Genomic DNA, 24419 nt, shown 5'->3' with positions numbered 1-24419 from the left:
TCTAATGCCAAGTCACCATAGAGCGCAAACAATCTGTTCCATCAAAACTGGGATCACTTTACCGCTCGGGGGGACGCGCCAACTCAGAAAAAAGTTCAAATAGCCGATGCTTTTGCCAGCTGCTGCTCAGAATTATGGCATGCGACCGCACGAAGGTCCGATACGGGCTGCGTCACGGGTTGGTTGGCCCGGCACTCCGCCGTCGCGAGCGGACACCGCGGATGATAGTAACATCCGGACGGCGGCGACAGGGGTGAAGGCACTTCTCCTTCTATCGTGTCAAAGCGCACAAGCTCATCAGCATCCAGCACCAGCTTGGGCACGCTGCCGAAAAGCGCTGCGGTATAGGGGTGGGCCGGATTGCCAAAAACCTCCGCCACCGGTCCCAGTTCAACGATCCTGCCAAGGTACATGACTGCCACCCGGTCACTGACGTGCTGCACGACAGAAAGGTCATGGCTGATAAACACTGTGGTCAGCCCCAGGTCACGCGTCAGTTCCAGAAACAGGTTGATAATCTGCGCCTGTATCGACACGTCCAATGACGCGACAGGTTCGTCACAGATCAGCACGTCGGGCTGCATGGCAAGTGCACGCGCAATCGCGATCCGCTGGCGCTGCCCCCCCGAGAACTGATGCGGATATCGATCAACCCAGACAGGGTCTAGGCCCACCCGTTCAAACCATTCCGCGACATAGGTGCGTGCATTTGATTTCGTCGTGAGACCGTGGGCGATGGGCCCCTCGGATACGGTATCGCCCACCTTCATGCGCGGATCGAGGCTGGCAAACGGATCCTGAAACACGGTCTGAACGCGCGTCGTCACCTTCGTGCCATTCTGCATTACTGAAGCGCCACCAATGGAAACGGTGCCAGATGTTGGCGACAGGATGCCCGCGATCAGACGGCCCAGTGTGGATTTGCCACAGCCGGATTCGCCTACCAAACCCAGCGTCTCGCCCCTGCGCACGCTTAGCGTCACGTCTGATACCGCCCGGACCGACCGGGTCTCAACTTTTCCGCCCAGCTTGGCTGCAATTTTCTCACCCGTGCTGAGGTTTGGCCCGAAAAGACGGTTCACATCATTGATTTGCACAAAGTCGTTCATGTGAGGGCCTCTGCCGTGTGACCAACCGGGTGGAAACAGCGCCAGCCGCGACCACCCGCTGTCTGCATCTCTGGTTCCGCCATGCAGGCTTTTGTCGCAAACTCGCAGCGCGGGGCAAAGGGACAGCCCGGCGGCAGGGACAGCAGCGACGGCGTGGTGCCAGGAATTTGCGTGAGTGGCGTGCCCGGCGCAGTCATAGCTGGAAGCGAGGCAATCAGGCCAGCCGTGTAGGGATGTCGCGGATCGCGCAGCAGCGTTGCCGTTGGCCCCTGCTCCACGATCCGGCCTGCATACATGACCGCCAACTTGCTCGCGAGGCTTGAAACCACGGCGAGGTCATGGCTGATCCAGATCAGGGCGGTGCCGGTCTCGGCCGCAAGGTCGCGCATCTGGAAAAGGATTTGCGCCTGAATGGAGACATCCAGCGCCGTTGTCGGTTCATCTGCCACGATCACCGCAGGACGGTGTAACAGGGCAATAGCGATGGCGACACGTTGGCGCATACCGCCCGAAAACTCATGCGGATAGGCGCGCAGCCGTGCCGATGCCGAAGGTATGCCGACCTGTTCCAGCAGTTGCGCTGAACGCGCCTCTGCCGCACGCTTGCTGAGCCGCTCATGCGCGTCGATGGCCAGCCGCATCTGCTGGCCAATGGTCAGCATCGGGTTCAGCGTTGCGATAGGATCCTGAAAGATCATCGAAATTTCCCGGCCACGCCGCTTGCGCAGTTCCGCATCGGAAAGCGTGGTAAGCTCGGTACCCTGCAATCTGATCGACCCTTCGACGATACGGCCCGGTTCATCCACCAGACCCAGTAGCGAAAAGCCGGTGACGGTCTTGCCCGAACCGCTTTCGCCGACCAGCCCCATGATCTCTCCGGGGGCCAGATCGAATGACACGTCATCGACCGCCTTGACCACTCCTGCACGGGTAAAGAAATGGGTGCGCAAATTCTGAACGCTGAGAACAGGATCGGTCATCGGCGCAGCCTCGGATTGAACTGGTCGCGCACCTGGTCCCCGACGATGTTGATCGCCACGATCAGGATGATCAGCGCCACGCCCGGATAGACGGAAATCCAGTAGCGCCCGCTCATCATGTAAGGGAACCCGTTCGAGATCAGCATGCCCAGCGACGGCTCTGTCACCGGCAAGCCGAGGCCAAGGAAGCTGAGAGTCGCCTCAAGCGAGATGGAGTTGGCGATCTGCACTGTGGCCACAACGATCAGCGGCGGCGTGCAGTTTGGGAGCAGATGCCGCAGGACCACCAAGAGACTGCTGAGCGGGGTTGCGACGGCGGCCTCAATATAGTCTTTGCCGCGCTCCGCTTTGGCCGCGCCGTAAGCTGTGCGCGCGAAATACGCGTATTGCGCCGCCACCAGCGCGCCGATCAATTGCGCCTGGCCCTGCCCCAGCAGTGCGACGATGACCAGCGCCAGTAGGATCGCAGGAAAGGACAACTGCAAATCCACCAATCGCATGATCAACACTTCAACGCGTCCGCCGATATAGGCCGCAAGGATGCCCAGCGCCGACCCGATTGTCAGCGACACGAAACCGGCGGCAAGGCCGATCTGGATCGAAATCCGCAGACCATAGAAAATCGCTGACAGCAAATCGCGCCCCTGCGGATCAGTGCCCAGCAGGTGCGTGTAGCCGCCTGACCCCACGAAACCAGGCGGGCGGCGGCTGTCCATCAAAGACAGGTTCGCCAGATCATAGGGGTTCTGCGGTGATACCAGCGGCGCAAAGATGGCCAACAGGATCATCACTACCACGATAATCAGCGCCACGACGGCGACCCTGTTCTCGCGGAACTCCGCCCAGAAACGGCGCAGCGGTGTGCTGGGCTGGCTCATGCGGTGGCTCCCTTGCGCACGCGCGGGTCAATCAGCGCAAAGACCAGATCAATTACAAAGTTGATCGTCACAAAGAGGAAGGCCACGAGGATCAGGTAGGCCACCATCACCGGTCGGTCGAGCACGCCGATGCTGTCAATGATCAGCTTGCCAACGCCAGGCCAGCTAAAGATCGTCTCAGTCACGACAGCAAAGGCCAAGGTCGAGCCCAGCTCAAGCCCGAAGACGGTGATGATCGGAATGGAAATCAATTTGAGCAGATGCCGGCGCAGGATCGTGCCCTCTGACAGGCCTGCTGCGCGGGCAAACTTGATGGTATCGGTCAGCATGATCTCGCGCGTACCGGCGCGCGCCAGGCGGATCATCATCGCCAGCTTGAACAGCGCCAGATTGATCGCGGGCAGCACGATGTGGCTGAGCCCATTCAACGTCGGGAATGACCATGCGACACCCCAGATATCCAAGGTTTCGCCCCGTCCCCCGGCAGGCAACCAGCCAAGGTTCACGGCAAAAGTCAGGATCAGGATCAGACCCACCCAGAAGGACGGCACTGAAAACCCCAGCACCGACACCGCCATGATTGTCTTGGAGAGCCAACTGTCGGGCCGGTATCCCGCGTAGACGCCCAGTGTCACGCCCAGAATCGTGGCGGTGATGACCGAAATCAGCACCAGTTCCAACGTTGCAGGCAATCGCCCGCCGATCAGTTCCAATACCGGAATGTTGTAGACAAAAGACCGCCCCAGATCCCCCTGAAGCAGGTTGCCCATGAAAATGAAGTATTGCTCGTAAAGAGGCCGGTCGAGGCCCAGCCTGCGGATCGCCTCGGCACGAATTTCCTGCGTCGCTTCGGGTGGGATCACGATATCGATGGGATTGCCGATGGCATAGACACCACAAAAGACAATCACTGACATCACGGCCATGACGCCCACGGCCTGCAGAAAACGCTGAATGATAAAGCCGAGCATCAGCTCTCCTTACGGGCAAAACAAGGGCCGGACGACATCTCAGCCGCCCGGCCCAAATCCTATTGCGTCACTCAGGACGCTGGCTTGATAAAGAACGCAAGCGTGTCTTCGTCAAAGCGCGGCATGAAATCGACCGTTCCCGCCTTGGCGCCCCAAACCGTTTGAAGCTGGACGAGCGAGATATAGGCCTTGTCAGCCATCACCTTTTCCATCGCTTCCTCATAGGTCGCGCGGCGCTGCGCCTCGTCCATCATCGTCGCACCGGTCTGCAGCAGCATATCCACGTCATCGTTCTTGTATTCGATGCGGTTATAGGCGCCCAGCTTGACGTCAGGATTGTTCGAATGCGCCAGACCGCCCAAGGTATAAGACGCCTCACCGGTCAGTGTGCCCCAGCCGTTCATGAACATCGAGTATTCAAGTCGCGCCTGCGCGGGGAAGTAGACGGTTTTGGAGATGGCGTTGACGTTGGTCTTGATACCCACCTGCGTCAGCATCTGGCCCAGACCCTGACAGATGGCCCCGTCACCGGGCAGACGATCAGCAGTGCAGTACAAGTCCACCTCAAATCCGTCGGCATAGCCTGCCTCTGCCAGCAGTTCCTTGGCCTTGGCGGGGTTATATTCCGGCATAGGGATCTTTTCGGACGAACCGAAGAAGCCCGGCGGCATCATCTGATTTGCTGGTTTGCCCAGCCCCTCAAGGACGATTTCAACCATGGTTTCCCGGTCGATGGCGTGATCGATGGCCTGCCGCACTTTCAGATCGCGGAACGGGTTTTCATCCAGATCGGACCCGTCAATGGCACGTACCAGCGGCGTGTCTTCGCGCTGATCAAGCTGCAGGTTCATAATGTATACGGAATCGCCCTTGATCGCATCTATGTTCGGGTCGTTTTCAAGCGCAAGATAATCGACCGAAGAGACGTAGTTGATGACGTCCACCTGACCCGCTTTCAGCGCAGCAAGACGGGAACTGTCGTTGGGAATTTCCTTGCGGATCACGGTTTCCCACGCGCCATCGCCGCGCCAGTAGTCCGGATTCTTTTCCAGCACCAGATCGCCTTTCGGCTCCCAACTGACGTACTTGTAAGGACCTGTCCCGATCGTGGCCTTGCCGGAGTTGAAACCTTCGGCCGCCGTTTCCGGCGTAGAATAATCCGCCGCAGCCTCGGATGAGACAATGAAGAGGCGGATGAAGTCATTTGGCAGGGTCGCCGCCTGACCGTCGGTATGAATGTGAATGGTATGGGGGTCGATGATATCAACGCCTGCGACCCGGCGGACATAGATCGCCGTTGTGGTCGGCCCCGTGACCACGGGAATACGTTCGATCGAGAATTTCACGTCCTCGGCGTCAAAGTCGGATCCGTCATGAAATTTCACCCCCTCGCGCAGCTTGAATTCCCAGGTGTCTTCATCAACCGGCGACCAGCTTGTCGCCAGACCCGGTTCGATCTGCAGGTCCGTGCCCGACCAGACCAGCGTGTCAAAGATATGCTTGGCCGCTTCGGCATGCGGTCCCAAGGCAGAGAAATGCGGATCCATCGATTCTGGTCCGCCGCGCACACCCATCGTCAGCGTCTGGGCCGATGCGGCCCCCGCCGCAGTCAGGCCAACTGCAAACGCCAGAGGTGCAAGGAATTTCTGGTATTTCATGATTTTCCCTTCCCGTTGTTGGAGGAGGCAGCAAACCCCGTCCGGTTGATACTCTTATCATAGCGTTCCATTTGGAACTTGCTTTTCCAGAATGTGCGGAGATACAGTATCCGTCAAGTTCATTTTGGAACTCACCACTGGTTCAACTTGGGATTACTCGTATATGTCAGGTCCGCAGACCGCCTGTGATCAAGATTTCGGCAAAGATGAAACAGGGGCCAGCCCTGACATGCTGAACGCAAAACTGTGGGAGAACCCCTGCCCGTTCACCTTCCGCATCAACTATCTCGCCCTGCTCTACAACACGCCACTTTATAGCTGGATACAGGACACGTATGGGCTGAAGCGGCCCGAATACGTGGTGCTCTATTCCCTGGCGCTGGCCGATGGTGGCAGTGCGCGCGATGTCTCGCGCACCTCGGGTTTTCCAAAGAACACGCTCAGCCGTGCAATCAAGCGATTGGAATTGATGGGCCTGATTGAAGCGCGGTCCAAGGCCCCCGGCGGGGGACGCAGGCAGGCGCTGCATTTGTCAGACAAGGGATGGGCGCTTTTTAACGAAACCCGCCCCGCGTTCGAGGCGCAGGAGAAAAAGATGCTCAAGGTGCTGTCCGATGGTGAGCGGCAGATGCTATTCGAGTTGATGTCAAAGGTCGTGCTGGCCGCAGGCGATTGGGCGGGTGATCTGCCCACCGATGCGACAGCGGGCGCGATCCAAGCAACGAAAGGACTGCCGCAATGAACGTGGCGAACATGAACTGGCGCGACGTCGAAGCCGCTGCCGCACGCGACCCGCGCTGCATCCTGCCTATCGGCTCTACCGAGCAGCACGCGCAACTGTCGCTCTGCGTCGATATGATTCTGGCTGAAAAGGTCAGCAGAGATGCGGCAGAGCCTTTGAACATCCCGGTCTTCCCCGTCATGCCTTACGGGCTTGCCCCTTATTTCAACGCCTACCCCGGCACCATCTGTCTTCGGGTCGAGACCCTGATGGCCGTCGTGCGCGACGTGGTGGCGTCCTTACGGCGCTCGGGGTTTCGCCAGATCCTCATCGTGAACGGCCACGGCGGCAATAATCCTGTGGGCGCACTGGCGCAGGAATTGATGGCCGAATACGGTGACATCTCGGTCAAGTTTCACAATTGGTGGAACGCGCCCGGGACATGGGCCAAGGCGCAAAGCATCGACAAAACCGGCTCGCACGCCAACTGGATGGAGAACTTTCCCTGGACGCGTCTGGCCCATGCGCCGGCACCAGAGGGTGAGAAACCGATGGTGGACATGGCCCTGATGAAAGCCTCCCCCCCTGACATTGCGCGATCTGTGCTGGGAGACGGGTCTTTTGGTGGCCTGTGGCAGCGCCCCGATGACGAAATGCAGGCGATATGGGACATCGGCGTAGCGGAAACCCGCGAAGCCCTTGAAGGCCCCTGGCCGGATCTGAGCGATGGCTGAACCTGTTCTGATCTGGGGCGCGGGAGCCATTGGTGGCATCCTCGGGGCCTACTGGGCACGCGCGGGCGTGCCTGTGCAAATGGTCGACATCGTGCCCGAGCACGCAAAGGCCTGTGCCACGACCGGCCTCACCATCGAAGGTCCGGTGGAACAATTCACCCAAGTGGTGCCCTGCGTGACCCCCGATCAGCTCACTGGCACCTACGGTCGCGTGGTGCTGGCCGTCAAAGCACAGGCAACTGAACCCGCGCTTGCACAACTCAAGCCGCATCTGGCCGAGAACGGATTCGTGCTGTCCGCGCAGAACGGGCTGAACGAACGTACCATCGCACGCCACGTGGGTGCCGGTCGCACAATGGGTGCATTCGTGAACTATGGCGCAGACTGGACCGGGCCAGGACGCATCCTTTTCGGCAACCGTGGCGCGGTCGTCGTCGGCGAAATTGATGGCACGATCCGCCCGCGCACCGAGAAGATGCACGCGCTCCTGCAGATATTTGAACCTGAGGCTGTGCTGACGGACGACATTTGGGCCTATCTCTGGGGCAAGCTTGGCTACGGTGCGATGTTATTCGCCACCGCGCTTACCGCCGACAGCATGACGGCAAACTTCGCCGACCCCGCACGCGGCCCCGCGCTGATGGGGCTGGCGCGTGAGGTCATGCAAACGGCAGTCGCCGAGGGCGTTGATCCAAAACCCTTCAACGGGTTCGAACCCTCCGCTTTCATGCCCGGCGCGGGCGACGCGGCAGCCCTGCAAAGCCTTGCCGATTTGGCTGATTTCAATTCCAAGACAGCCAAGACCCACACAGGCATTTACCGCGACCTTGCTGTGCGCAAGCGCAAGACAGAGGTCGATCCACAGGTTGGCACCGTGGCTGAAATCGCGGCAAGCCACGGTATCGATACCCCGCTCCTGCGCCGATTGGTCGAGTTGATCCACGACATTGAAGAGGGTCGCCGCGATATGTCTTTGGACACGTTCCATGAACTGACGAAGGTCCTGACATGAGCAGGCGCATGGCACTTGTGACAGGCGTCGTTGGCGGCATCGGCGCGGCAATCGCTTCGCGACTGGCCAAGGATGGTCTTCGGGTCGTGGTCAGTGATCTGCCCGGCGCACCTTTGGAAGAGGCCTCCAAGCACCTTGGCCTTCCTGCCGTGGGCGCCGATCTGGGTGATCCCAGATCAGTCAAACAGATGATGTCACAGATGACTTCCAATCACGGCACCCCGGATATCCTTGTGAACGCCGCTGGCGGTGTCCGCAATCAGGTTAGCACTCCGCTGGAAGAAGTTGATCCGGACGCCTGGCACAGCATTTTCGCTGTGAACGTCGATGCCTCCCTTTACCTCTCCCAAGCACTCGTCCCTGCGATGAAGAAGGCGGGCTGGGGTCGGATCGTCACCATTAGCTCTGGGGCGGGGCTACGGCCCAGTCTGACAGGCATTCACGCCTACACGGCCGCCAAACATGCGCTGGTGGGATTGACGAAGCAGCTCAGTCTTGAACTTGGCCAACACGGCATCACTGTGAACTCCATCGCGCCTGGATTTGTCCTGTCCAACCCCGCAACCCAGCGCCAGTGGGAGGCCTACGGCCCAGAGGGGCAGGCACATCTGATCAACCGCATTCACACCCGCAGGCTCGGTACGCCCGAAGATATCGCCGCCGCGGCCGCATTTCTGACATCTGATGAGGCAGGCTGGATCACTGGCCAGATCCTGAGCGTCGATGGCGGCGTCACCTGAAGGAAACACCATGACAGATCCCGTTCTGAAGCATGCGCTTGACCATCAACCTCAGCTGATCGAGGCGCTCAAGACACTTGTCGCCTGCCCATCTGTCGGAGCAGACCCGGCCATGTCACAAGGCATGGAAGACGCCCGTCAGATCGTTGAGGGGCGGCTTGATGCAATGGAATTTCAGCGGCTTCAACGCCTGACCCCGGCGGACGGGACTGGGCAACCTGCCATTTACGGCGAACGCATGGATGCGCCGGGCAAGCCGACGATGCTTGTCTACGCCCACTATGATGTGCAGCCGCCAGACCCGTTGGAGAAATGGGATACACCACCTTTTGAGCCGGTCGAGCGCGACGGTCGTCTCTTTGGGCGCGGCATCTCGGATGACAAGGGGCCCATGATGATCGCGCTTGAGACGCTTGCGGCCTTTGTCGCGGTCGAAGGCAAGCTGCCAATCAACGTGAAACTGCTCATCGAAGGAGAGGAAGAGACCGGGTCGCCGTCTTTGCCCGGAATTCTCGAAACACATCGTGAACTGCTGGACGCTGATGCGGTTCTGTCTGCGGATGGCGCACGGTGGCGGCCTGATCTGGTCGCGCTGAACGTGGGATCGCGCGGCAACGCAGGATTTGAGATCCGAGTTCAGACCGCCAGCCAGGACCTTCATTCAGGCCGATATGGCGGCATCGTCGCAAACCCGCTCCACGTTCTCTCTGGCCTGATCTCAAGTCTGCACGACGACACCGGCCACATTGCGGCACCGGTTTTTTATGAGGGCGTAGCAGAGCCGACAAACGCCGAACGGGCCGAAATTGCTGAAATACCTTATGACGAGGAAAGCTCTTTTGAGGTGATCGACGCCAAGCCGCACGGCGAGACTGGCTATTCTACGCTTGAACGCCTTTGGATGCGCCCAACGGTTGACGTCAACGGGATGTGGGGCGGCTATACCGGCGCGGGGTCCAAGACGGTGATCCCAAACGAAGCCTTTGCCAAGCTAACCATGCGGCTGGTGCCGGGACAGGACCCAGAAACCGCGAAGCAGGCTGTCATTCAGCACCTAAAATCCCAGTTGCCCGACTACGCATCCATGGACGTCTATGGTGACCGGGGGCAAGGTGGCGCGTATGCCGTGCCGGAAGACCATCCGTTGTTGCAAGCGGCGGTGTCCGCATTGGAGCAGACCACAGGGCAGACCCCGCTTAAAGTGCGCATCGGCGCGTCACTGCCGCTGACCGAGATCGTCTCGCGAATTCTCGGCCTTGATACGGTGATGTTTTCTTTTGCCCTGTCGGACGAAAACTTTCACGCTCCCAATGAATTCTTTCGCCTGTCTTCTATCACTGATGGCTTGGCCGCCTGGGTCCAGATCATGCGACAGATCGAGGCGATTGACCGCCAAGCCTTTTCAGCATTCCGGCGCACGTGACAGGCCAAAGCGCCGTCAACAATCGCTACGGGGCTGCTCTGCTGTTGGCCGCCGCCGGGGTTTTCACGGCAGACGTGAGTGTGCTGCGGTTCCTCTCATCCGAGGTGCCATTCGTTCAGATCATCTTTTTCCGGTCGCTTTGCCAATTGGCGATTGTCGCGCTCTGGATCGGTATGACCCGCCCAGCTCTATTCGGATCGCACCGTTGGCCGATGCTGGTGGTGCGCGGCCTGACAAGCCTTGTCTGCTGGTGGCTCTACTACGCCAGTTTCCAGACGCTTGATCTGGCGCTTGCGACAACACTGACCTTCACCACGTCACTTTTCGTGGTCTCGATGGCGCCATTTGTGCTTGGCGAGAAGATCGGCCCGTTGCGCGGTCTGACAACAGTTCTGGGGTTTGTGGGGGTGGTTCTGGCAAGCGGTGCAACCGGGTTCCGCGTAGAAACCGGTGTATGGTTCGGCCTTGGCTCCGCTTTTGCCGCCGCCGTCTTGATCTTTCAGAACCGGGTGCTCGCCCGAACGGAGCATACCGCAACCATCATGCTTTGGATCGGGCTGGTCGCGACGCTAGGCACCCTGCCCGGAGCCTTGGCAGGCTGGACAGCGCTGAGCCTGACGGACACCCTGTTGCTGGTGACGGCAGGATCGCTTGCCACATTGGGCATGCTCTTGACCGTCGAAGCCTACCGTTTTGGCGAGGTATCCGCGCTGGCGACCTTTCCTTATGCGCGCCTGCTGTTTGCCCTTGCGGCTGGCTATCTTATCTTCGGAGAGGTGGCATCGACCCGCGAGCTTATGGGATCCGCCGTGATCATTGTTTGCGGGGTGCTGGCCAATGAACGCAAGCGCCAACCGATGCCCTAGATTTCGCGAGCCCCGGCTCTACAGAATGACATCCTCAAGCGCTTTGGGATGATCCGTGATCGGCTCATAGCCCTCTTCGGTGATGATAAAGCTGTCACCCACTTGCGCACGAAAGTCCGAGACAGACACTGAACCATCTACCGCGAAAACCATGCCCGGCTGCAACACGGTGGTATCTCCGGTTACCAGCTGCGGATGTTCCAGAAAGCTGAAGCCCGTCGCCCGACCACAGCGGAAAGGATATTCGTAGCCAGCGGTTTGGATGACCTCGGAATAGGCCGCATGCACGCTTTCCGCCGTAACGCCGGGGCCCAGCGCCTCTAGTGCTGCGCCTTGGCTCGCCACCGCTACCTCGTAGACTGCGGCCTGCGAACTGTCGGCGATCTCTTCGATCCAGAAGGTCCGGTCAAAGCCCAGCTTGAACCGATGAAAGTTGGTCATGCCGCAGAAACACAAAAAGACAGGTTCGCCCCGGCGCATGATCCGGGTGGACGCCCGATGGTGGGTCTTGGTGATTTCGGGCCCAGACGCCATGATTTGAAGAAACTGAGTGTTGGGCGACATATCCGCGTCATCATAGTGCGCGGCCAGCAGTTCAGCCGCCTTGCGTGTACCCGCCTGCGACGTCGCAATCGCCACCTCGTATTCTGGCACCCCATCGCCAATTGCAGCACGCCCTGCGGCCATCATCGCCCCGCCCACTTGGCCCGCGTGGCGGGCAAGCTGCAATTCCTCTGCAGATTTGATCATCCGCATGTCGGCCAATATCGGAGTGACATTTTTCAGACCGCTTGCACCCACATGTTCATCCACGAAAGCGCGCACCACAGGCGGCATGTGGTCCGGCTCAAGCCCCACACTGGCGGTGCCTTTCAGGATCGCAGGCAGTTCCGCGCGCCATTCCGCACCCATCCCGTCATTCCATGCCGCAATCCTGTCCACGCGGGCCAACGATTCAGCAGCCACAAGATCAATCATGGGCGTGATCAGAAGGCTATCCCCGTCACGCGACACGACAAGGATCGTTGGGCGGCCAAATTCCATGTGCAGATAGTCGTAATACCCGGTCAGATAATAGACGTTGTCGTCATCCGTAATCAGAGCAGCATCAATGCCCGCATCGGTCAGTCGATTGCGGAATGTTTCCATGCGTCGCGCAAAGTTGCTCATGGTCTCGGTCCTTTGTTCGTTTGAAGTCGGTCGCGAACGAGGGCAGTCCAGAACGCGGTCCCAATTGGCAAAAGCGGATCATTAAAATCATAATCGCTGGCGTGAAGCGGCTTGGCATGCGCGCCCTCCACACCATTGCCCAGCAAAAGGAAACAGCCCGGCACTGCCGCGCTGAAATGGGCGAAATCCTCAGAAAAGCTCATCGGCTCCCGGTTGGGAATCGTCTCAAGACCGCTTTGGCGCGCGGCGCGGATCACGGCTTCGGTTGGCGCAGGGGCATTGATGGTTTCGATGAACTCGGTTCTGAACTGTACTTTGACTGACACGCCATGAGCGGCTGCGATGCCTTCGGCCAATTGTTTCATCAAGGCGGCAATGGCCTCGCGATCTTCGGGTGTGCGGGCGCGCACGTCACCTTTCAGGGTGGCATGGCCGGGCAGGACATTGCGTTGCCCATCCGTCAAGAACTCGGTGATGGACACCACCGCGCCGGCACCGGGCGCGAGCTTGCGCGCGACAATGGTTTGCAGCGCCTGCACGATCTCGGCACCGATGGTGATCGCATCCCGGCCTGCCTGCGGCATTGAGGCATGCCCCCCCTGCCCCTGAATCGTAATTTCAAACAGGCTCTCAGACGAGCAGATCAAACCGGGCCGGGTCGAAACCTGCCCCAAAGGCGCGCCGGGCAGGTTGTGGATCGCGTAAATCTCTTCGATGGGAAACCGCTCAAGCACGCCTTCGTCGATCATGGCGCGCGCGCCCAATCCATGTTCCTCATTGGGCTGAAAGATAAACAAAACCGTGCCATCAAACCCCGGATCAGCTGCCAACGCCTGCGCTGCCCCCAGCAGCATGGTCATATGTCCGTCATGCCCGCAGGCATGCATCACACCGGAGGCCTGGGATACATAGTCATGGATGCTGGTTTCCTGGATCGGCAAGGCGTCCATGTCGGCCCTGAGGCCAATCGCGCGGTTGCCGTTCCCCGCGCGCAAAACGCCGATGACCCCACAACCAACCGAAACCTCCAGCCCTTGGTCGCGCAGAAAGTCAGCGACCTTCGCCTTGGTCCGTTGTTCCTGAAATCCCAGTTCGGGAAAGCGATGAAAGTCGCGCCTGAGCAAGGTGAGATGGTGTTGGTCGATGTCCAAGGCTCTCTCCGTGAAGGCGCGGGTCGCATTATCCTGCACTTAGAAAGGGCTTTGATCAATTGTTATACGCCGCCTTTCGAAACACCACGACCTGAAGTCGCAACGAGCTGCGCCAGGAACGAACCGGGACGCCGTGGAAGTCTGTCCACTTACTCTGCACTGAAAGAGTTTATAAAATGGTGCGGGCGGTGGGACTCGAACCCACACGGGGCTACGCCCCAACAGATTTTAAGTCTGGTATGTCTACCATTCCATCACGCCCGCATGTCTGCGCACCTAAACGCAAGCAGACCGCAGTGTAAATGCTCAGAGTTCTTTGCCCTTGGGTCCCAATGGCGCACCTTCGGCCAACAACGCCCGTTCGGAAAGCCAAGGATTGTTTTCTACCGCAACCAACATCTGTGCGCGGGCCTCGTCAATCAGGCCGAGGTTCATCAGGGTCATTGCCCTGCCGGACTGGGCTGCGATGTGATAGGGCTGCAATTTGAGCGCGATGTCGAGGTCGACCAGCGCCCTGTCAAAATCGCCCTGAAGAAAGTTCACAAAGGCACGCTGATTGAAACCTTCGGCATAGGTCGGACAGTAGTCTACCAGACGGTCGAATTCCTTCAGAGCACCGGCGAAGTCCGACACATCCCGCCGACGCATTCCGGCGTCCAAAACCTCTTGCGCCGCCTCATCCGGGGCTCGCAGCCAAACCTCCCACATCTCGTTCGAAACGCGTCGGCCATCTGAAAAACTCTCGGCGGCCTGCGCCTTGGCGATCAGGTTAAGTAATTCCCCACGAACGTCCACCGGGTCCGGGCATTTAGCATTTGCCATTCCTGAAAGGGGAAAGGCCATAAGGGCGACAAAGAGAAGCAGTCTTCGCATTCGCTAAATACTGGTGCAGCCTGAGTTCAGGTCAAGCCCCGTCTGCCAGAACCGTTTCCTTGACCGCTTCCATCGCCACGTAGGTGGACGTGTTGGACACATGCGGGAGTGATGAGATTGTCTCACCCAGAAACCGGCGGTAGGCGGTCATGTCACGGGTCCGTACTTTGAGCAGATAGTCAAAGTGGCTGGCGATCATATGGGCTTGTTCGATCTCTGGTATCTTGACCACGGCAGCGTTGAAGGCGCGCAAGGCGCTCTCACGGGTGTCATTCAGCCGGACCTCGACAAACGCCACATGATCCAGCCCCAGCCGGATCGGATCAAGCATTGCCCGATACCCTAGGATGACACCGCTTTCCTCAAGCCTGCGTAGCCGCGCCTGAGTGGGCGATTTCGACAGTCCGATCCTCTTGGCCAGATCGGTAATGCTGATGCGGCCGTCTTCGGCCAGAACAGACAGAATCGCGAGGTCAAACCGATCCAGCGTAGATTCTTCTTTTTTCATCGCGATATCCCCAAATTTCCGGTGAAAAGACTGTGATTCAATCCACCATAAGGCTGAATGACTTCTCAACATAGAGTATTCTCTACAAAACGCCTTATGGAGGATCCCATGGCCTACGATACGCCCCCTTCCCTGCGCCATCAGATTGATTCTGGCACCTATGCTGGTGCTGACGCCGTTCTCGATAAGCTCGTGAAAGAAGCGAACCTGTCAGCGGATCAACGCGCCCAAATCTCGACCGAGGCCGCCGATCTTGTCCGCGCGATCCGCAGCACGACTGCCCCCGGTCTGATGGAGGTTTTTCTGGCCGAGTATGGCTTGTCCACAGATGAGGGCGTCGCGCTGATGTGTCTGGCTGAGGCGCTGCTCAGGGTGCCGGATGCCGACACCATCGACGCGTTGATCGAGGACAAGATCGCGCCGTCGGACTGGAACCGCCACTTGGGCCACTCGACATCAAGCCTTGTGAATGCGTCGACATGGGCGCTGATGCTGACAGGCCGGGTTCTGGACGATGATCAACCCGGTCCAGTCCGCCACCTGCGCGCCGCGATCAAGCGACTGGGAGAGCCCGTGATCCGGACCGCCGTCAGCCGTGCCATGAAAGAGATGGGCCGCCAGTTCGTACTGGGCGAGGATATCAACGCTGCGATGGAACGCGCCAAGGGGATGGAGAAAAAGGGGTTCACCTACAGCTATGACATGCTGGGCGAGGCTGCCCGCACCGAGGCTGACGCCAAGCGCTATCACCTCAGTTATTCCCGCGCGATCAGTGCGATTGCAAACGCCTGCACGCACGCGGACATTCGCAAGAATCCCGGTATCTCGGTCAAGCTCTCGGCGCTGCACCCGCGCTACGAAGTGGCACAGGAAGACGCTGTGATGACCGACCTGGTGCCGCGACTGCGCGCGTTGGCGCTGCTGGCGAAGTCGGCAGGAATGGGTTTGAACGTAGACGCGGAAGAAGCGGACCGGTTGTCGCTGTCCCTGGAAGTTATCGACCGCGTCATGTCCGAACCATCGCTCGCGGGCTGGGACGGTTTTGGCATCGTGGTGCAGGCGTTCGGCCCACGTGCCGCGACAGTTATTGACGCGTTATACGACATGGCCACGCGCCACGATCGCCGCATCATGGTGCGACTGGTCAAAGGCGCCTATTGGGATACCGAGATCAAGCGTGCGCAGGTCGAGGGGGTCGATGGCTTCCCGGTCTTTACGCAAAAGGCCGCCACCGACGTCAGCTACATTTCCAACGCGCGCAAACTGTTGGGCATGACGGATCGGATTTATCCACAGTTTGCGACGCACAACGCGCATACCGTCGCTGCGGTGCTGCACATGGCCGAAGACAAGGAAGCCTTTGAATTCCAGCGCTTGCACGGCATGGGTGAAACCCTGCACACGCTGGTGATGAAGGATCACGGCACACGCTGCCGCATCTACGCCCCCGTCGGTGCGCATCGCGATCTGCTGGCCTATCTGGTCCGCCGCCTGCTTGAGAACGGCGCGAACTCCAGCTTCGTTAACCAGATCGTCGATGAGGACGTCCCGCCAGAAGTTGTGGCCGCCGACCCTTTCGAGCAACTGGGCCAGACCAACATGACGATCGCCAAGGGGCCAGAGGTCTATGCCCCGTTGCGTGCCAACGCGCGCGGATTTGACCTGACCCATACGCCAACACTGGTTGAGATCGACAAGGCCCGCAATCCATTCAAAGACCGTCAGTGGGAAACAGCCCCACTGCTGGCCGGTGACGTCAAGCCGCAGGATCCGGTCGCCGTGATCAATCCGACTGATCCAGACAGCTCTCCCGGCACAGTGCGTAACGCGTCGCTGGAAGATGTGGCAACCGCACTGGCCAACGCCGAGCCTTGGACAGCGCCATTATCAGAGCGCCGGAAGGTGTTGCTGAAGGCGGCCGACATGCTGGAAGACAACTTTGGTGAAATCTTCGGCCTGCTTGCACGGGAAGCGGGCAAAAACCTGCCTGATTGCGTCGCAGAACTGCGCGAAGGCGTTGATTTTCTGCGCTATTACGCGGCACAAGCGACGGATGAGCCGCCCGCCGGTATCTTCACCTGTATATCGCCCTGGAACTTTCCAATGGCTATCTTTTCTGGTCAGGTTTCAGCGGCACTCGCAGCGGGCAACGCGGTGCTGGCAAAGCCAGCAGAGCAGACACCGCTGATTGCCTATGTCACCGTTTTGATCCTGCATAAGGCGGGCGTGCCGCGCTCTGCCCTGCAACTCTTGCCCGGCGGCGGTGACATTGGCGCTGCACTGACAGGCGATCCGCGTATCAACGGCGTGGCCTTCACCGGCTCGACCGCGACCGCACAGCGCATTCGCCAGAATATGGCCGATCACTGTGCGCCAGGCACGCCGCTGATCGCGGAAACCGGTGGCTTGAATGCGATGATCGTCGACAGCACAGCCCTGCCGGAGCAGGCCGTGCAGGCGATTGTAGAAAGTGCTTTTCAATCAGCAGGTCAGCGCTGTTCGGCCCTGCGGTGTCTTTATGTGCAAGAGGACATTGCAGGGGACCTGACAAAAATGCTGATCGGCGCCATGGAAGCCCTGCGCATGGGCAACCCTTGGGAATTGAGCACCGATGTCGGCCCCATCATTGATGAAGCGGCCCGCAAAAGCATCGCGGATCATATCGAAGCGGCACGCGCCGAAGGTCGTGTCATCGCTGAATTGATGGCCCCTGCGACCGGCACCTACATCGCGCCAACCATCCTGCGGGTCAAAGGCATCGGTGATCTGGAGCGTGAAATATTTGGTCCTGTGCTACATTTGGCAACCTTCAAATCGCGCCAACTGGACGATGTGATCGACGCCATCAACGCCACGGGCTACGGACTGACCTTCGGGCTTCACACGCGGATCGATGACCGTGTGCAATATGTGTCCGAGCGGATTGAGGCGGGGAACATCTACATCAACCGGAACCAGATCGGTGCGATCGTGGGCAGCCAGCCTTTCGGCGGCGAGGGACTATCAGGCACCGGGCCCAAAGCAGGTGGACCGAACTACCTGCCGCGGTTTGGCCAGCCCGATATACAAGAAACGGATGCCACTTGGGCTGACGCCCAAACAAGCTTGCCCGCATTGCCAAAACATGGGCCGTACAGACCCATCGAAACCCTTTCGATGCCCGGCCCAACGGGCGAGTCGAACCGGCTGTCTACCCTGCCCCGCGCCGCGATCCTGTGTATGGGACCGGGACCGGAGGCCGCCGCCACGCAGGCACGCGCAGTGGAAGCGCTGGGAGGCGTGGGATTGCAAGTGACCGGACAGATTGACCCTGAGCTACTTAGCACCGGCCCCGACTACGGCGGCGTGATGTGGTGGGGGGATGCCAAGTTTGGCCGCAAGATTGAACAGGCACTGGCCAAGCGCAAAGGGCCAATCCTGCCGCTGATCGCAGGCCAGCCGGATCCGGCGCGCGTCAGGGCAGAGCGTCACGTCTGCGTGGACACCACCGCGTCGGGCGGGAACGCTGCACTTTTGGGTGCCGCAAGCTAAACGCCAAAGACTCGGGGCCTTTTGATCCAAGAAGGCCCCGCGAGCCGCCTGCGGCGCTCTGCCTCTTGACCCTATTGGCGCAATCGCAGAGCGTGGCGGCATGTTCCCCATCCGCGATCATAACCCTTCGGGCCGGGTGCCCTATGTGACCTACATCCTGATGGCGGCCAATATCGGCATCTTTCTCAGCTACGTACCGATCCTGGGCGATGAGCGGGCACTCTATGCCTTCTACAATGCCTATGCGCTGGTCCCTGCCCGGATCGGTGCAGGCTACGGTTTCGAAGGATTGCTAACATCGATGTTCCTGCACGGTGGCTGGGCTCATCTGGCAGGCAACATGCTGTTTTTATGGATTTATGGCGATAACGTCGAAGATGAGCTAGGACATGTCCCGTTCCTGATCTTCTATCTGATCGTGGGTGTGGCCGCCGGGCTGACACAGGTGGTGTTCGAACCATCCTCAATAGTACCGATGGTCGGTGCGTCCGGGGCCATTGCCGGTGTCATGGGCGCGTACCTGCTGCTGTTCCCCAAGGCGCAGGTCGATATCCTGGTCATCTTTATCATGTTCTTTCGCATCTTCCCGATACCTGCCTGGCTGTTGCTTATGCTTTGGTTCGGGATGCAGTTCATTGGCGGGATCGGGGCCGATCCAAATCAGGGCGGCGTTGCGTACTGGGCGCACGCGGGCGGCTTTGTTGCTGGCCTTTTGGGCGCTGTTCCTGTCTGGCTCAGGCGCGGGGCGGTTGCATTCTGGAAACGCACCGACGGGCATCCCCCCCATCCCGAGACCAGCTACCCGGCGATCAACAAAAGCCGCATTCCTAGGATCAGACGGAGATGAGCGACGCCCCCTTGAAAATCAAGGCATCCTGCCACTGCGGAGCTGTCGTGTTGACCGCAACCTTGCCGCGCGGCCTGTCTGATGTTGGGCGCTGCACGTGTTCATTCTGCGCGCGCAGGCAAGCGGCGGCAGTGACCGCGGCACCGGCATCGCTTGAGGTTACGCAGGGCGCCGACAATCTGACGCTGTACACGTGGGGCACCGGCACGGCGCAGCATTACTTTTGCAAGACCTGTGGCATCTACACACATCACAAACGGCGATCCGACCCCGCCGAATGCGGCATCAATCTGGGCTGCATAGAGGGTGTAAACCCATGGGAGCATGAACCTGTCCGTTGGACGGACGGCATCAACCATGTCTCTGACCGCAAGCAGCCCTAGCCGCGAATGACCTTGGCAAAGCCGGAAAAGATCGGCTCATTGGCGCAGATGATTTCACCATGCCCAAGAATTTCACGCGAAGGGTTTAAAGGTTCAACCAACCCGCCAGCTTCGCGCACAATGATCACGCCAGCCGCCAAGTCCCACGCGTTCAGGCGACGTTCCCAGAATCCGTCGTAGCGCCCTGCGCCTACATAGGCCAGGTCAAGCGCGGCAGAACCCCAGCGGCGTACGCCCGCGCAGGTCGGCAGAAGGCGGGCCAGATCCTTTAGGGTTTCGGGCAGATCTGCGCGACCGCCAAAAGGGAGCCCTGTCGCAAAGATGCTTTCGATCATCTTGCTGCGACCAGAAACGCGCAAACGGCTTTCGTTCATCCAGGCACCGGCACCTTTTTCGGCAAAGAACATCTCGTCCTTGCTGGGATCAAAGATCACACCCGCAAGAACCTGCCCTTTGTGCTCGAGTGCGATGGAAATCGCCCAATGCGGCAGACCGTGCAAAAAGTTCGTCGTGCCATCCAGTGGATCGACAATCCAGCGGCGTGTCGGGTCCTGGCCCTCTTCCTCACCACCTTCTTCGGCAAGCCAGCCGTAGGTGGGGCGCGCGCCCATAAGTTCGTCCTTCAGAATCTTCTCAGCGGCAAGGTCTGCCTTCGAGACAAAATCCCCGGCCCCCTTCATCGAAACCTGAAGGTTCTCGACCTCTCGGAAGTCCTTGACCAGCGACCGGCCCGCCTTGCGCGCGGCCTTGATCATGATGTTAAGATTCGCGCTGCCAACCATGGGGGACCTCTTTGCCTCGATCAAATGCCTCCTTTAGGCTCCTTGTGCCCGGATGCCAAGAGCACGCATCTGCGCAGACTTTCGAAATAGATCCCGCTGGTCCCTCAGGATAAGCATAAAGCGACACACCGCTTGTCCCTCTACGCGTGTGCCGTCAGATCGCATGCCCCTTGCCATTCCGCACCAAGTCGTCAGTTTAGCCAGATCACAGAGTCAGGGGAGATTAACCATGAGCGACAAAATGCAACAGATCGTGCTGGCCAGCCGTCCGGACGGCGCACCGACACAGGACAACTTTCGCCTTGAAACAGCCGATATCCCCACACCGGGTGAGGGCGAGATTCTGGTTGAGGTCAGCCATATGTCGCTAGACCCCTACATGCGCGGTCGGATGGATGATGCGAAATCCTATGCGGCCCCCGTGCCGGTTGGCGGCAAGATGGAAGGCGGCAGCGTGGGGCGCGTGCTGGCGTCCAACTCGCCGCTCTTTAAGGAAGGGGATCACGTCTTTGGCATGTTTGGCTGGGCGACCCACAGCACGGCCGATGCGCGTATGTGCAGAAAGCTCGACCCCGATCAGGCACCGGTCACAACTGCACTGGGTGTTCTGGGCATGCCGGGTTTCACCGGCTGGTGGGGGTTTAACGAATATGGTCGTCCGAAAGAGGGCGAAACGCTTGCCGTCGCGGCGGCCACCGGGCCTGTTGGGTCCATGGTGGGACAACTGGCCAAGGCCAAGGGCCTGCGCGCCGTCGGCATCGCGGGGGGCGCCGACAAATGCAAGCTGGCAACCGAAGAGTTCGGTTTCGACGCCTGCGTAGATCACCGCGCCCATAGTGATTTCAAATCCCTGCGCGCCGCGATGAAAGAGGCCGCACCCGATGGCATCGACGTCTATTTCGAAAACGTCGGCGGTCCCGTTCTCGAAGCGGCCATCTCCTTGATGAATCCCTTTGGCCGCATCCCCCTTTGCGGCATGATCGCCTGGTACAACGCCGGTGGCCTTGGGGCTGATGCCGCACAGGAAGGCCTGACCGCGCCCAAGCTTTGGCGTACCATTCTGGTGAACTTCCTCAGCGTGAACGGCTTTATCATTTCCAACCACTGGGACCGCTACCCCGATTTCGTGAACGAGGTGGCGCCGATGCTGAAAGACGGTCGGGTGAAGTACAAGGAAGACATCACAGACGGGCTGGAAAACGCGCCGCAGGCCTTTATGGACCTGCTGACCGGTGGGAACCACGGCAAGGCAATCGTCAAAGTGAAATAAAAGCTATCCCATCAGGGCGCCATCACGGTGCCCTGATGGAACACAATGCGCCAACCTTCCGGATGCCGACGCCAAAGCGTCGTGCGGCGGGTCAGACGATCAGGCTCTTCAAGCACGTAGTTTAACTGGAATAGCCCAGCCCCAAGTTCGCGAAGCGCAAAGTCGTGGCAGGGCCAATCGTGCGGTTCGAGCTCCTTATAGCGCTCTTCTAATAAATCAATGACGGTCGCCCGGTCGTAGATACGACCACTTGCACCGATCTCCAAGAAATCTGGCTCAGTCATGGCAAGCAGCGCTTCGCGGCTGGTTCCGAATGCGCGTCGATGGAAAATCGGCTCGCGCGCCGATAACTCGGCGGGTATATCCTGCTTTGACATCTTTTGCCTTCTCTAGACCGACTGCAATTTCCGCGCCTCTTCGCCGGCAAGCTTCAACAGTTGCTCCATAAAGGGCTTGTCCCGATCATCCGTGCGCACAGCCGCATAAAGCCGCCGGGTGATCCCGGTTTCCGTAAGGGGCCGGGTGACATAATCAGAGCTGTATTTCACCTCGCGGACCACCCAATCCGGCAGGACAGAGACACCACGATTGGACGCGACCAGCAGCAGAATGACTGCCGTCAACTCGACCTGACGTATCGCGGCGGGCTCGACCTTGGCGGGGATCAGCAGCTGGCTGAAGACATCCAGACGCGAACGTTCCACCGGATAGGTGATCAGCGTCTCACCACGGAAATCCGCGGCTTCGATAAAGGGTTTCTGGGCAAGTGGATGGTTGCTCGCCGCGACGAATACCGCATGATAATCAAAGAGTTCAACAAACTCTACACCGGGCAGATCCTCCGGATCCGACGACACGACTAAATCGACTTCCTCGCGCAGCAGCGCAGGCAAAGCGTCGAACGCCAGTCCCGGGCGGATGTCCACATCGACGTCAGGCCAGGATCGCCGGAATTTCTCCAACACCGGAAACAGCCATTCAAAGCAGGCGTGACATTCAATCGCGATGTGCATCCGGCCCGTGCTGCCGGCACGCAGGCCCGAAAACTCATCCTGCAGCGCCTGCACCTGCGGCAGGACCTGCTGCGCCAGTTTCAACAAGCGCTGCCCGGCAGGCGACAATTTGAGCGGCTTTGAGCGGCGCACAAACAATTCTACACCCGCTTGATCCTCAAGCCCTTTCACCTGATGGCTCAGCGCCGATTGCGTGATGTTCATTTGCTCGGCAGCGCGGGCAAGCCCCCCGGCCTCGTGGATCGCCTGTATGGTGCGCAGATGACGGAATTCGATATGCATATGAGGGCGGACTCATGTTTAAAATGAAAGTTATGAGTTTGTCTCACATATCGTTTTGTGAGACAAGGGGCGACCGCAGCCAAAAAGGACTGACCCATGCCAACGCCGAATGTTTCTTTCGAAGTCTTTCCTCCACGCAGCGTAGATGCTGCTTTTAACCTTTGGGACACCGCGCAGGCATTGGCCCCGCTCTCACCACGTTTTTTCTCGGTCACTTACGGCGCTGGCGGCACAACACGTGATCTGACCCATGACGCCGCCCATGTGCTGCGTCGCACATCGGGTCTTCCGGTTGCAGCGCATCTGACCTGCGTGGGGGCCAGCAAGGCCGAAACGCTGGAGGTTGCCGACAATTTCTCAAAGATTGGTGTGAAAGACATCGTGGCCCTGCGCGGCGATCCGCAAGATGGGGCCGAAACCTTTACGCCGCACCCCGACGGCTTTGCCGACAGCTGCGAATTGATCGAGGCCTTGGCGCAAAAAGGAACCTTCAACATCCGTGTCGGCGCCTACCCCGACAGCCACCCCGAGGCAGACAGCCAACAGGCCAATGTCGACTGGCTCAAGCGCAAGTTCGACGCCGGTGCAAACGAAGCAATCACGCAGTTTTTTTTCGAAGCCGAGAGTTTCCTTCGTTTCCGTGACGCCTGTGCGGCGGCCGGCATCGACAAGCCCATCACACCTGGCATCCTGCCCGTGATCAACTGGAAATCAGCGCGCAAGTTCGCGACCCGCTGTGGCACCCCCATCCCTCAATGGCTTGATGACGCTTTCGAAGCTGCGATCCGCGATGACCGCCACGACTTGCTGGCCACCGCGCTTTGCACCGAGATGTGCAGCACGCTGATCGACGAAGGCGTCGAAGATCTGCATTTCTACACGCTGAACCGGGCGGAACTGACGCGCAACGTCTGCCGTGCATTGGGTGTCACGCCGCAGGTCACGCTTGAGGACGTGGCGTAACAGCTTGCACGCGTTGAAATTTCGCCGCAGCATTCCGGCAGAACCATCTGCCGGAGACAGCCCATGCCCCGCCTTGCCACCAAACCCGAAGAACTGCTGAGCCAGTCCGAGGCGCTCAAACTGAGCGGTTTGGAATTCATGCAGGCGATCCTTGACGGCACCAATCCCGGCCCGCCGATTGGTGGCACGATGGGCTACAAGCTACATGCGATTGAAGAAGGTAAGGCTGTGTTTCGTGGCACACCTGAATTCAACGTCACCAACCCGATGGGCACGGTCCATGGTGGTTGGTACGGTACGTTGCTTGATTCAGCGATGGCCTGTGCGGTGATGACCAAAGTACCGCGCGGTTCGGTATATACCACGCTTGAATACAAGGTGAATATCCTGCGGGCCATTCCCCTTGGCATGCAGGTCGATTGCATTGGCGAAATTGATCACGTCGGCCGCTCAACCGGTGTGGCGCATGCTGAAATCAGGGGGGTCGAAGATGGCAAGCTCTACGCGACAGGCTCCACCACCTGCATCGTGATGAAAATCGTCTGAAAAGCTCT

General features: G+C 59.4%; 24 protein-coding genes and 1 tRNA gene. 12 read left to right on the top strand and 13 right to left on the bottom strand.

Annotation, left to right across the window (positions count from 1 at the left end):
• Positions 1-95 precede the first annotated feature (95 nt).
• The 5 genes from GV827_RS17855 to GV827_RS17835 form a co-directional block, all read right to left on the bottom strand.
• On the bottom strand, positions 96-1109 hold the full coding sequence (locus tag GV827_RS17855) for an ABC transporter ATP-binding protein (protein WP_164355175.1): 1014 nt from the start codon (positions 1107-1109) through the stop codon (positions 96-98).
• A complete protein-coding gene (locus GV827_RS17850) occupies positions 1106-2089 on the bottom strand; it encodes an ABC transporter ATP-binding protein (RefSeq protein ID WP_164355174.1) in 984 nt (327 codons plus the stop codon). The genes GV827_RS17855 and GV827_RS17850 overlap by 4 nt, the downstream gene beginning before the upstream one ends.
• Positions 2086-2967: an ABC transporter permease gene (locus GV827_RS17845; protein ID WP_164355173.1), complete on the bottom strand. Its 882-nt coding sequence runs from the start codon at positions 2965-2967 to the stop codon at positions 2086-2088. Before GV827_RS17845 ends, GV827_RS17850 begins: the two co-directional genes overlap by 4 nt.
• Complete coding sequence (locus GV827_RS17840; protein WP_164355172.1) at positions 2964-3938, bottom strand: ABC transporter permease; 975 nt, start codon at positions 3936-3938, stop codon at positions 2964-2966. The genes GV827_RS17845 and GV827_RS17840 overlap by 4 nt, the downstream gene beginning before the upstream one ends.
• Before the next feature lie 71 nt (positions 3939-4009).
• Complete coding sequence (locus GV827_RS17835) at positions 4010-5596, bottom strand: ABC transporter substrate-binding protein (protein ID WP_164355171.1); 1587 nt, start codon at positions 5594-5596, stop codon at positions 4010-4012.
• 163 nt (positions 5597-5759) lie between these two features.
• On the opposite strand from GV827_RS17835, the gene GV827_RS17830 reads away from it, so the two are divergent.
• The 6 genes from GV827_RS17830 to GV827_RS17805 are packed head-to-tail and all read left to right on the top strand — an operon-like array spanning position 5760 to position 11092.
• Positions 5760-6338, top strand: coding sequence for a MarR family winged helix-turn-helix transcriptional regulator (locus GV827_RS17830; RefSeq protein ID WP_164355170.1), 579 nt, complete (start codon positions 5760-5762; stop codon positions 6336-6338).
• Positions 6335-7051: a creatininase family protein gene (locus tag GV827_RS17825; RefSeq protein ID WP_164355169.1), complete on the top strand. Its 717-nt coding sequence runs from the start codon at positions 6335-6337 to the stop codon at positions 7049-7051. The genes GV827_RS17830 and GV827_RS17825 overlap by 4 nt, the downstream gene beginning before the upstream one ends.
• Positions 7044-8063: a ketopantoate reductase family protein gene (locus GV827_RS17820; protein WP_164355168.1), complete on the top strand. Its 1020-nt coding sequence runs from the start codon at positions 7044-7046 to the stop codon at positions 8061-8063. The genes GV827_RS17825 and GV827_RS17820 overlap by 8 nt, the downstream gene beginning before the upstream one ends.
• A gap of 8 nt (positions 8064-8071) precedes the next feature.
• Positions 8072-8803 carry an SDR family NAD(P)-dependent oxidoreductase gene (locus GV827_RS17815; protein WP_235930424.1) on the top strand — a complete coding sequence of 244 codons (732 nt, stop codon included), beginning with the start codon at positions 8072-8074 and terminating at the stop codon, positions 8801-8803.
• 10 nt (positions 8804-8813) lie between these two features.
• The gene (locus GV827_RS17810; RefSeq protein ID WP_164355166.1) at positions 8814-10226 is read left to right on the top strand and encodes a M20/M25/M40 family metallo-hydrolase; all 1413 of its coding nucleotides are present in this window, start codon (positions 8814-8816) and stop codon (positions 10224-10226) included.
• Complete coding sequence (locus GV827_RS17805; protein ID WP_164355165.1) at positions 10223-11092, top strand: DMT family transporter; 870 nt, start codon at positions 10223-10225, stop codon at positions 11090-11092. The genes GV827_RS17810 and GV827_RS17805 overlap by 4 nt, the downstream gene beginning before the upstream one ends.
• Before the next feature lie 18 nt (positions 11093-11110).
• On the opposite strand, the gene GV827_RS17800 is transcribed toward GV827_RS17805, so the two are convergent.
• The 5 genes from GV827_RS17800 to GV827_RS17780 all read right to left on the bottom strand — a co-directional run bounded on the left by GV827_RS17800 (position 11111) and on the right by GV827_RS17780 (position 14794).
• On the bottom strand, positions 11111-12262 hold the full coding sequence (locus GV827_RS17800) for a M24 family metallopeptidase (protein WP_204325955.1): 1152 nt from the start codon (positions 12260-12262) through the stop codon (positions 11111-11113).
• A complete protein-coding gene (locus GV827_RS17795) occupies positions 12259-13413 on the bottom strand; it encodes an amidohydrolase (RefSeq protein ID WP_204325954.1) in 1155 nt (384 codons plus the stop codon). Before GV827_RS17795 ends, GV827_RS17800 begins: the two co-directional genes overlap by 4 nt.
• A 177-nt stretch (positions 13414-13590) precedes the next feature.
• A tRNA-Leu gene (locus tag GV827_RS17790) sits at positions 13591-13677 on the bottom strand.
• 42 nt (positions 13678-13719) lie between these two features.
• Positions 13720-14286 (bottom strand): tetratricopeptide repeat protein, encoded by a 567-nt coding sequence (locus GV827_RS17785; RefSeq protein WP_164355164.1) that lies wholly within the window; start codon positions 14284-14286, stop codon positions 13720-13722.
• 31 nt (positions 14287-14317) lie between these two features.
• Positions 14318-14794: an Lrp/AsnC family transcriptional regulator gene (locus GV827_RS17780; RefSeq protein ID WP_164355163.1), complete on the bottom strand. Its 477-nt coding sequence runs from the start codon at positions 14792-14794 to the stop codon at positions 14318-14320.
• A gap of 108 nt (positions 14795-14902) precedes the next feature.
• Between GV827_RS17780 and putA the strand changes: the two genes are divergently transcribed.
• The 3 genes from putA (at position 14903) to GV827_RS17765 (ending at position 19555) form a co-directional block, all read left to right on the top strand.
• Positions 14903-18325, top strand: a complete 3423-nt coding sequence (putA, locus tag GV827_RS17775; RefSeq protein WP_164355162.1) for a bifunctional proline dehydrogenase/L-glutamate gamma-semialdehyde dehydrogenase PutA — start codon at positions 14903-14905, stop codon at positions 18323-18325.
• A 100-nt stretch (positions 18326-18425) separates the two neighbouring features.
• A complete protein-coding gene (locus GV827_RS17770; protein WP_164355161.1) occupies positions 18426-19172 on the top strand; it encodes a rhomboid family intramembrane serine protease in 747 nt (248 codons plus the stop codon).
• Positions 19169-19555 (top strand): GFA family protein, encoded by a 387-nt coding sequence (locus GV827_RS17765; protein ID WP_164355160.1) that lies wholly within the window; start codon positions 19169-19171, stop codon positions 19553-19555. The genes GV827_RS17770 and GV827_RS17765 overlap by 4 nt, the downstream gene beginning before the upstream one ends.
• On the opposite strand, the gene GV827_RS17760 is transcribed toward GV827_RS17765, so the two are convergent.
• Positions 19552-20337 carry an inositol monophosphatase family protein gene (locus GV827_RS17760; RefSeq protein WP_164355159.1) on the bottom strand — a complete coding sequence of 262 codons (786 nt, stop codon included), beginning with the start codon at positions 20335-20337 and terminating at the stop codon, positions 19552-19554. The two genes, GV827_RS17765 and GV827_RS17760, sit on opposite strands and share 4 nt — an antisense overlap.
• Before the next feature lie 229 nt (positions 20338-20566).
• Between GV827_RS17760 and GV827_RS17755 the strand changes: the two genes are divergently transcribed.
• Complete coding sequence (locus GV827_RS17755) at positions 20567-21607, top strand: NADP-dependent oxidoreductase (protein WP_164355158.1); 1041 nt, start codon at positions 20567-20569, stop codon at positions 21605-21607.
• 11 nt (positions 21608-21618) lie between these two features.
• On the opposite strand, the gene GV827_RS17750 is transcribed toward GV827_RS17755, so the two are convergent.
• Positions 21619-21984: a nuclear transport factor 2 family protein gene (locus tag GV827_RS17750; RefSeq protein ID WP_164355157.1), complete on the bottom strand. Its 366-nt coding sequence runs from the start codon at positions 21982-21984 to the stop codon at positions 21619-21621.
• A 12-nt stretch (positions 21985-21996) separates the two neighbouring features.
• Positions 21997-22902 (bottom strand): LysR family transcriptional regulator, encoded by a 906-nt coding sequence (locus GV827_RS17745; RefSeq protein WP_164355156.1) that lies wholly within the window; start codon positions 22900-22902, stop codon positions 21997-21999.
• Positions 22903-22998: 96 nt separating this feature from the next.
• Between GV827_RS17745 and metF the strand changes: the two genes are divergently transcribed.
• On the top strand, positions 22999-23865 hold the full coding sequence (metF, locus tag GV827_RS17740) for a methylenetetrahydrofolate reductase [NAD(P)H] (RefSeq protein WP_164355155.1): 867 nt from the start codon (positions 22999-23001) through the stop codon (positions 23863-23865).
• A 63-nt stretch (positions 23866-23928) separates the two neighbouring features.
• Positions 23929-24411, top strand: a complete 483-nt coding sequence (locus GV827_RS17735) for a PaaI family thioesterase (RefSeq protein ID WP_164355154.1) — start codon at positions 23929-23931, stop codon at positions 24409-24411.
• The last annotated feature ends 8 nt before the right edge of the window (positions 24412-24419 follow it).

The organism is Sulfitobacter sediminilitoris (assembly GCF_010667575.1).
GTDB lineage: Bacteria > Pseudomonadota > Alphaproteobacteria > Rhodobacterales > Rhodobacteraceae > Sulfitobacter > Sulfitobacter sediminilitoris.
This window is presented reverse-complemented; position numbering and strand designations above follow the sequence as displayed.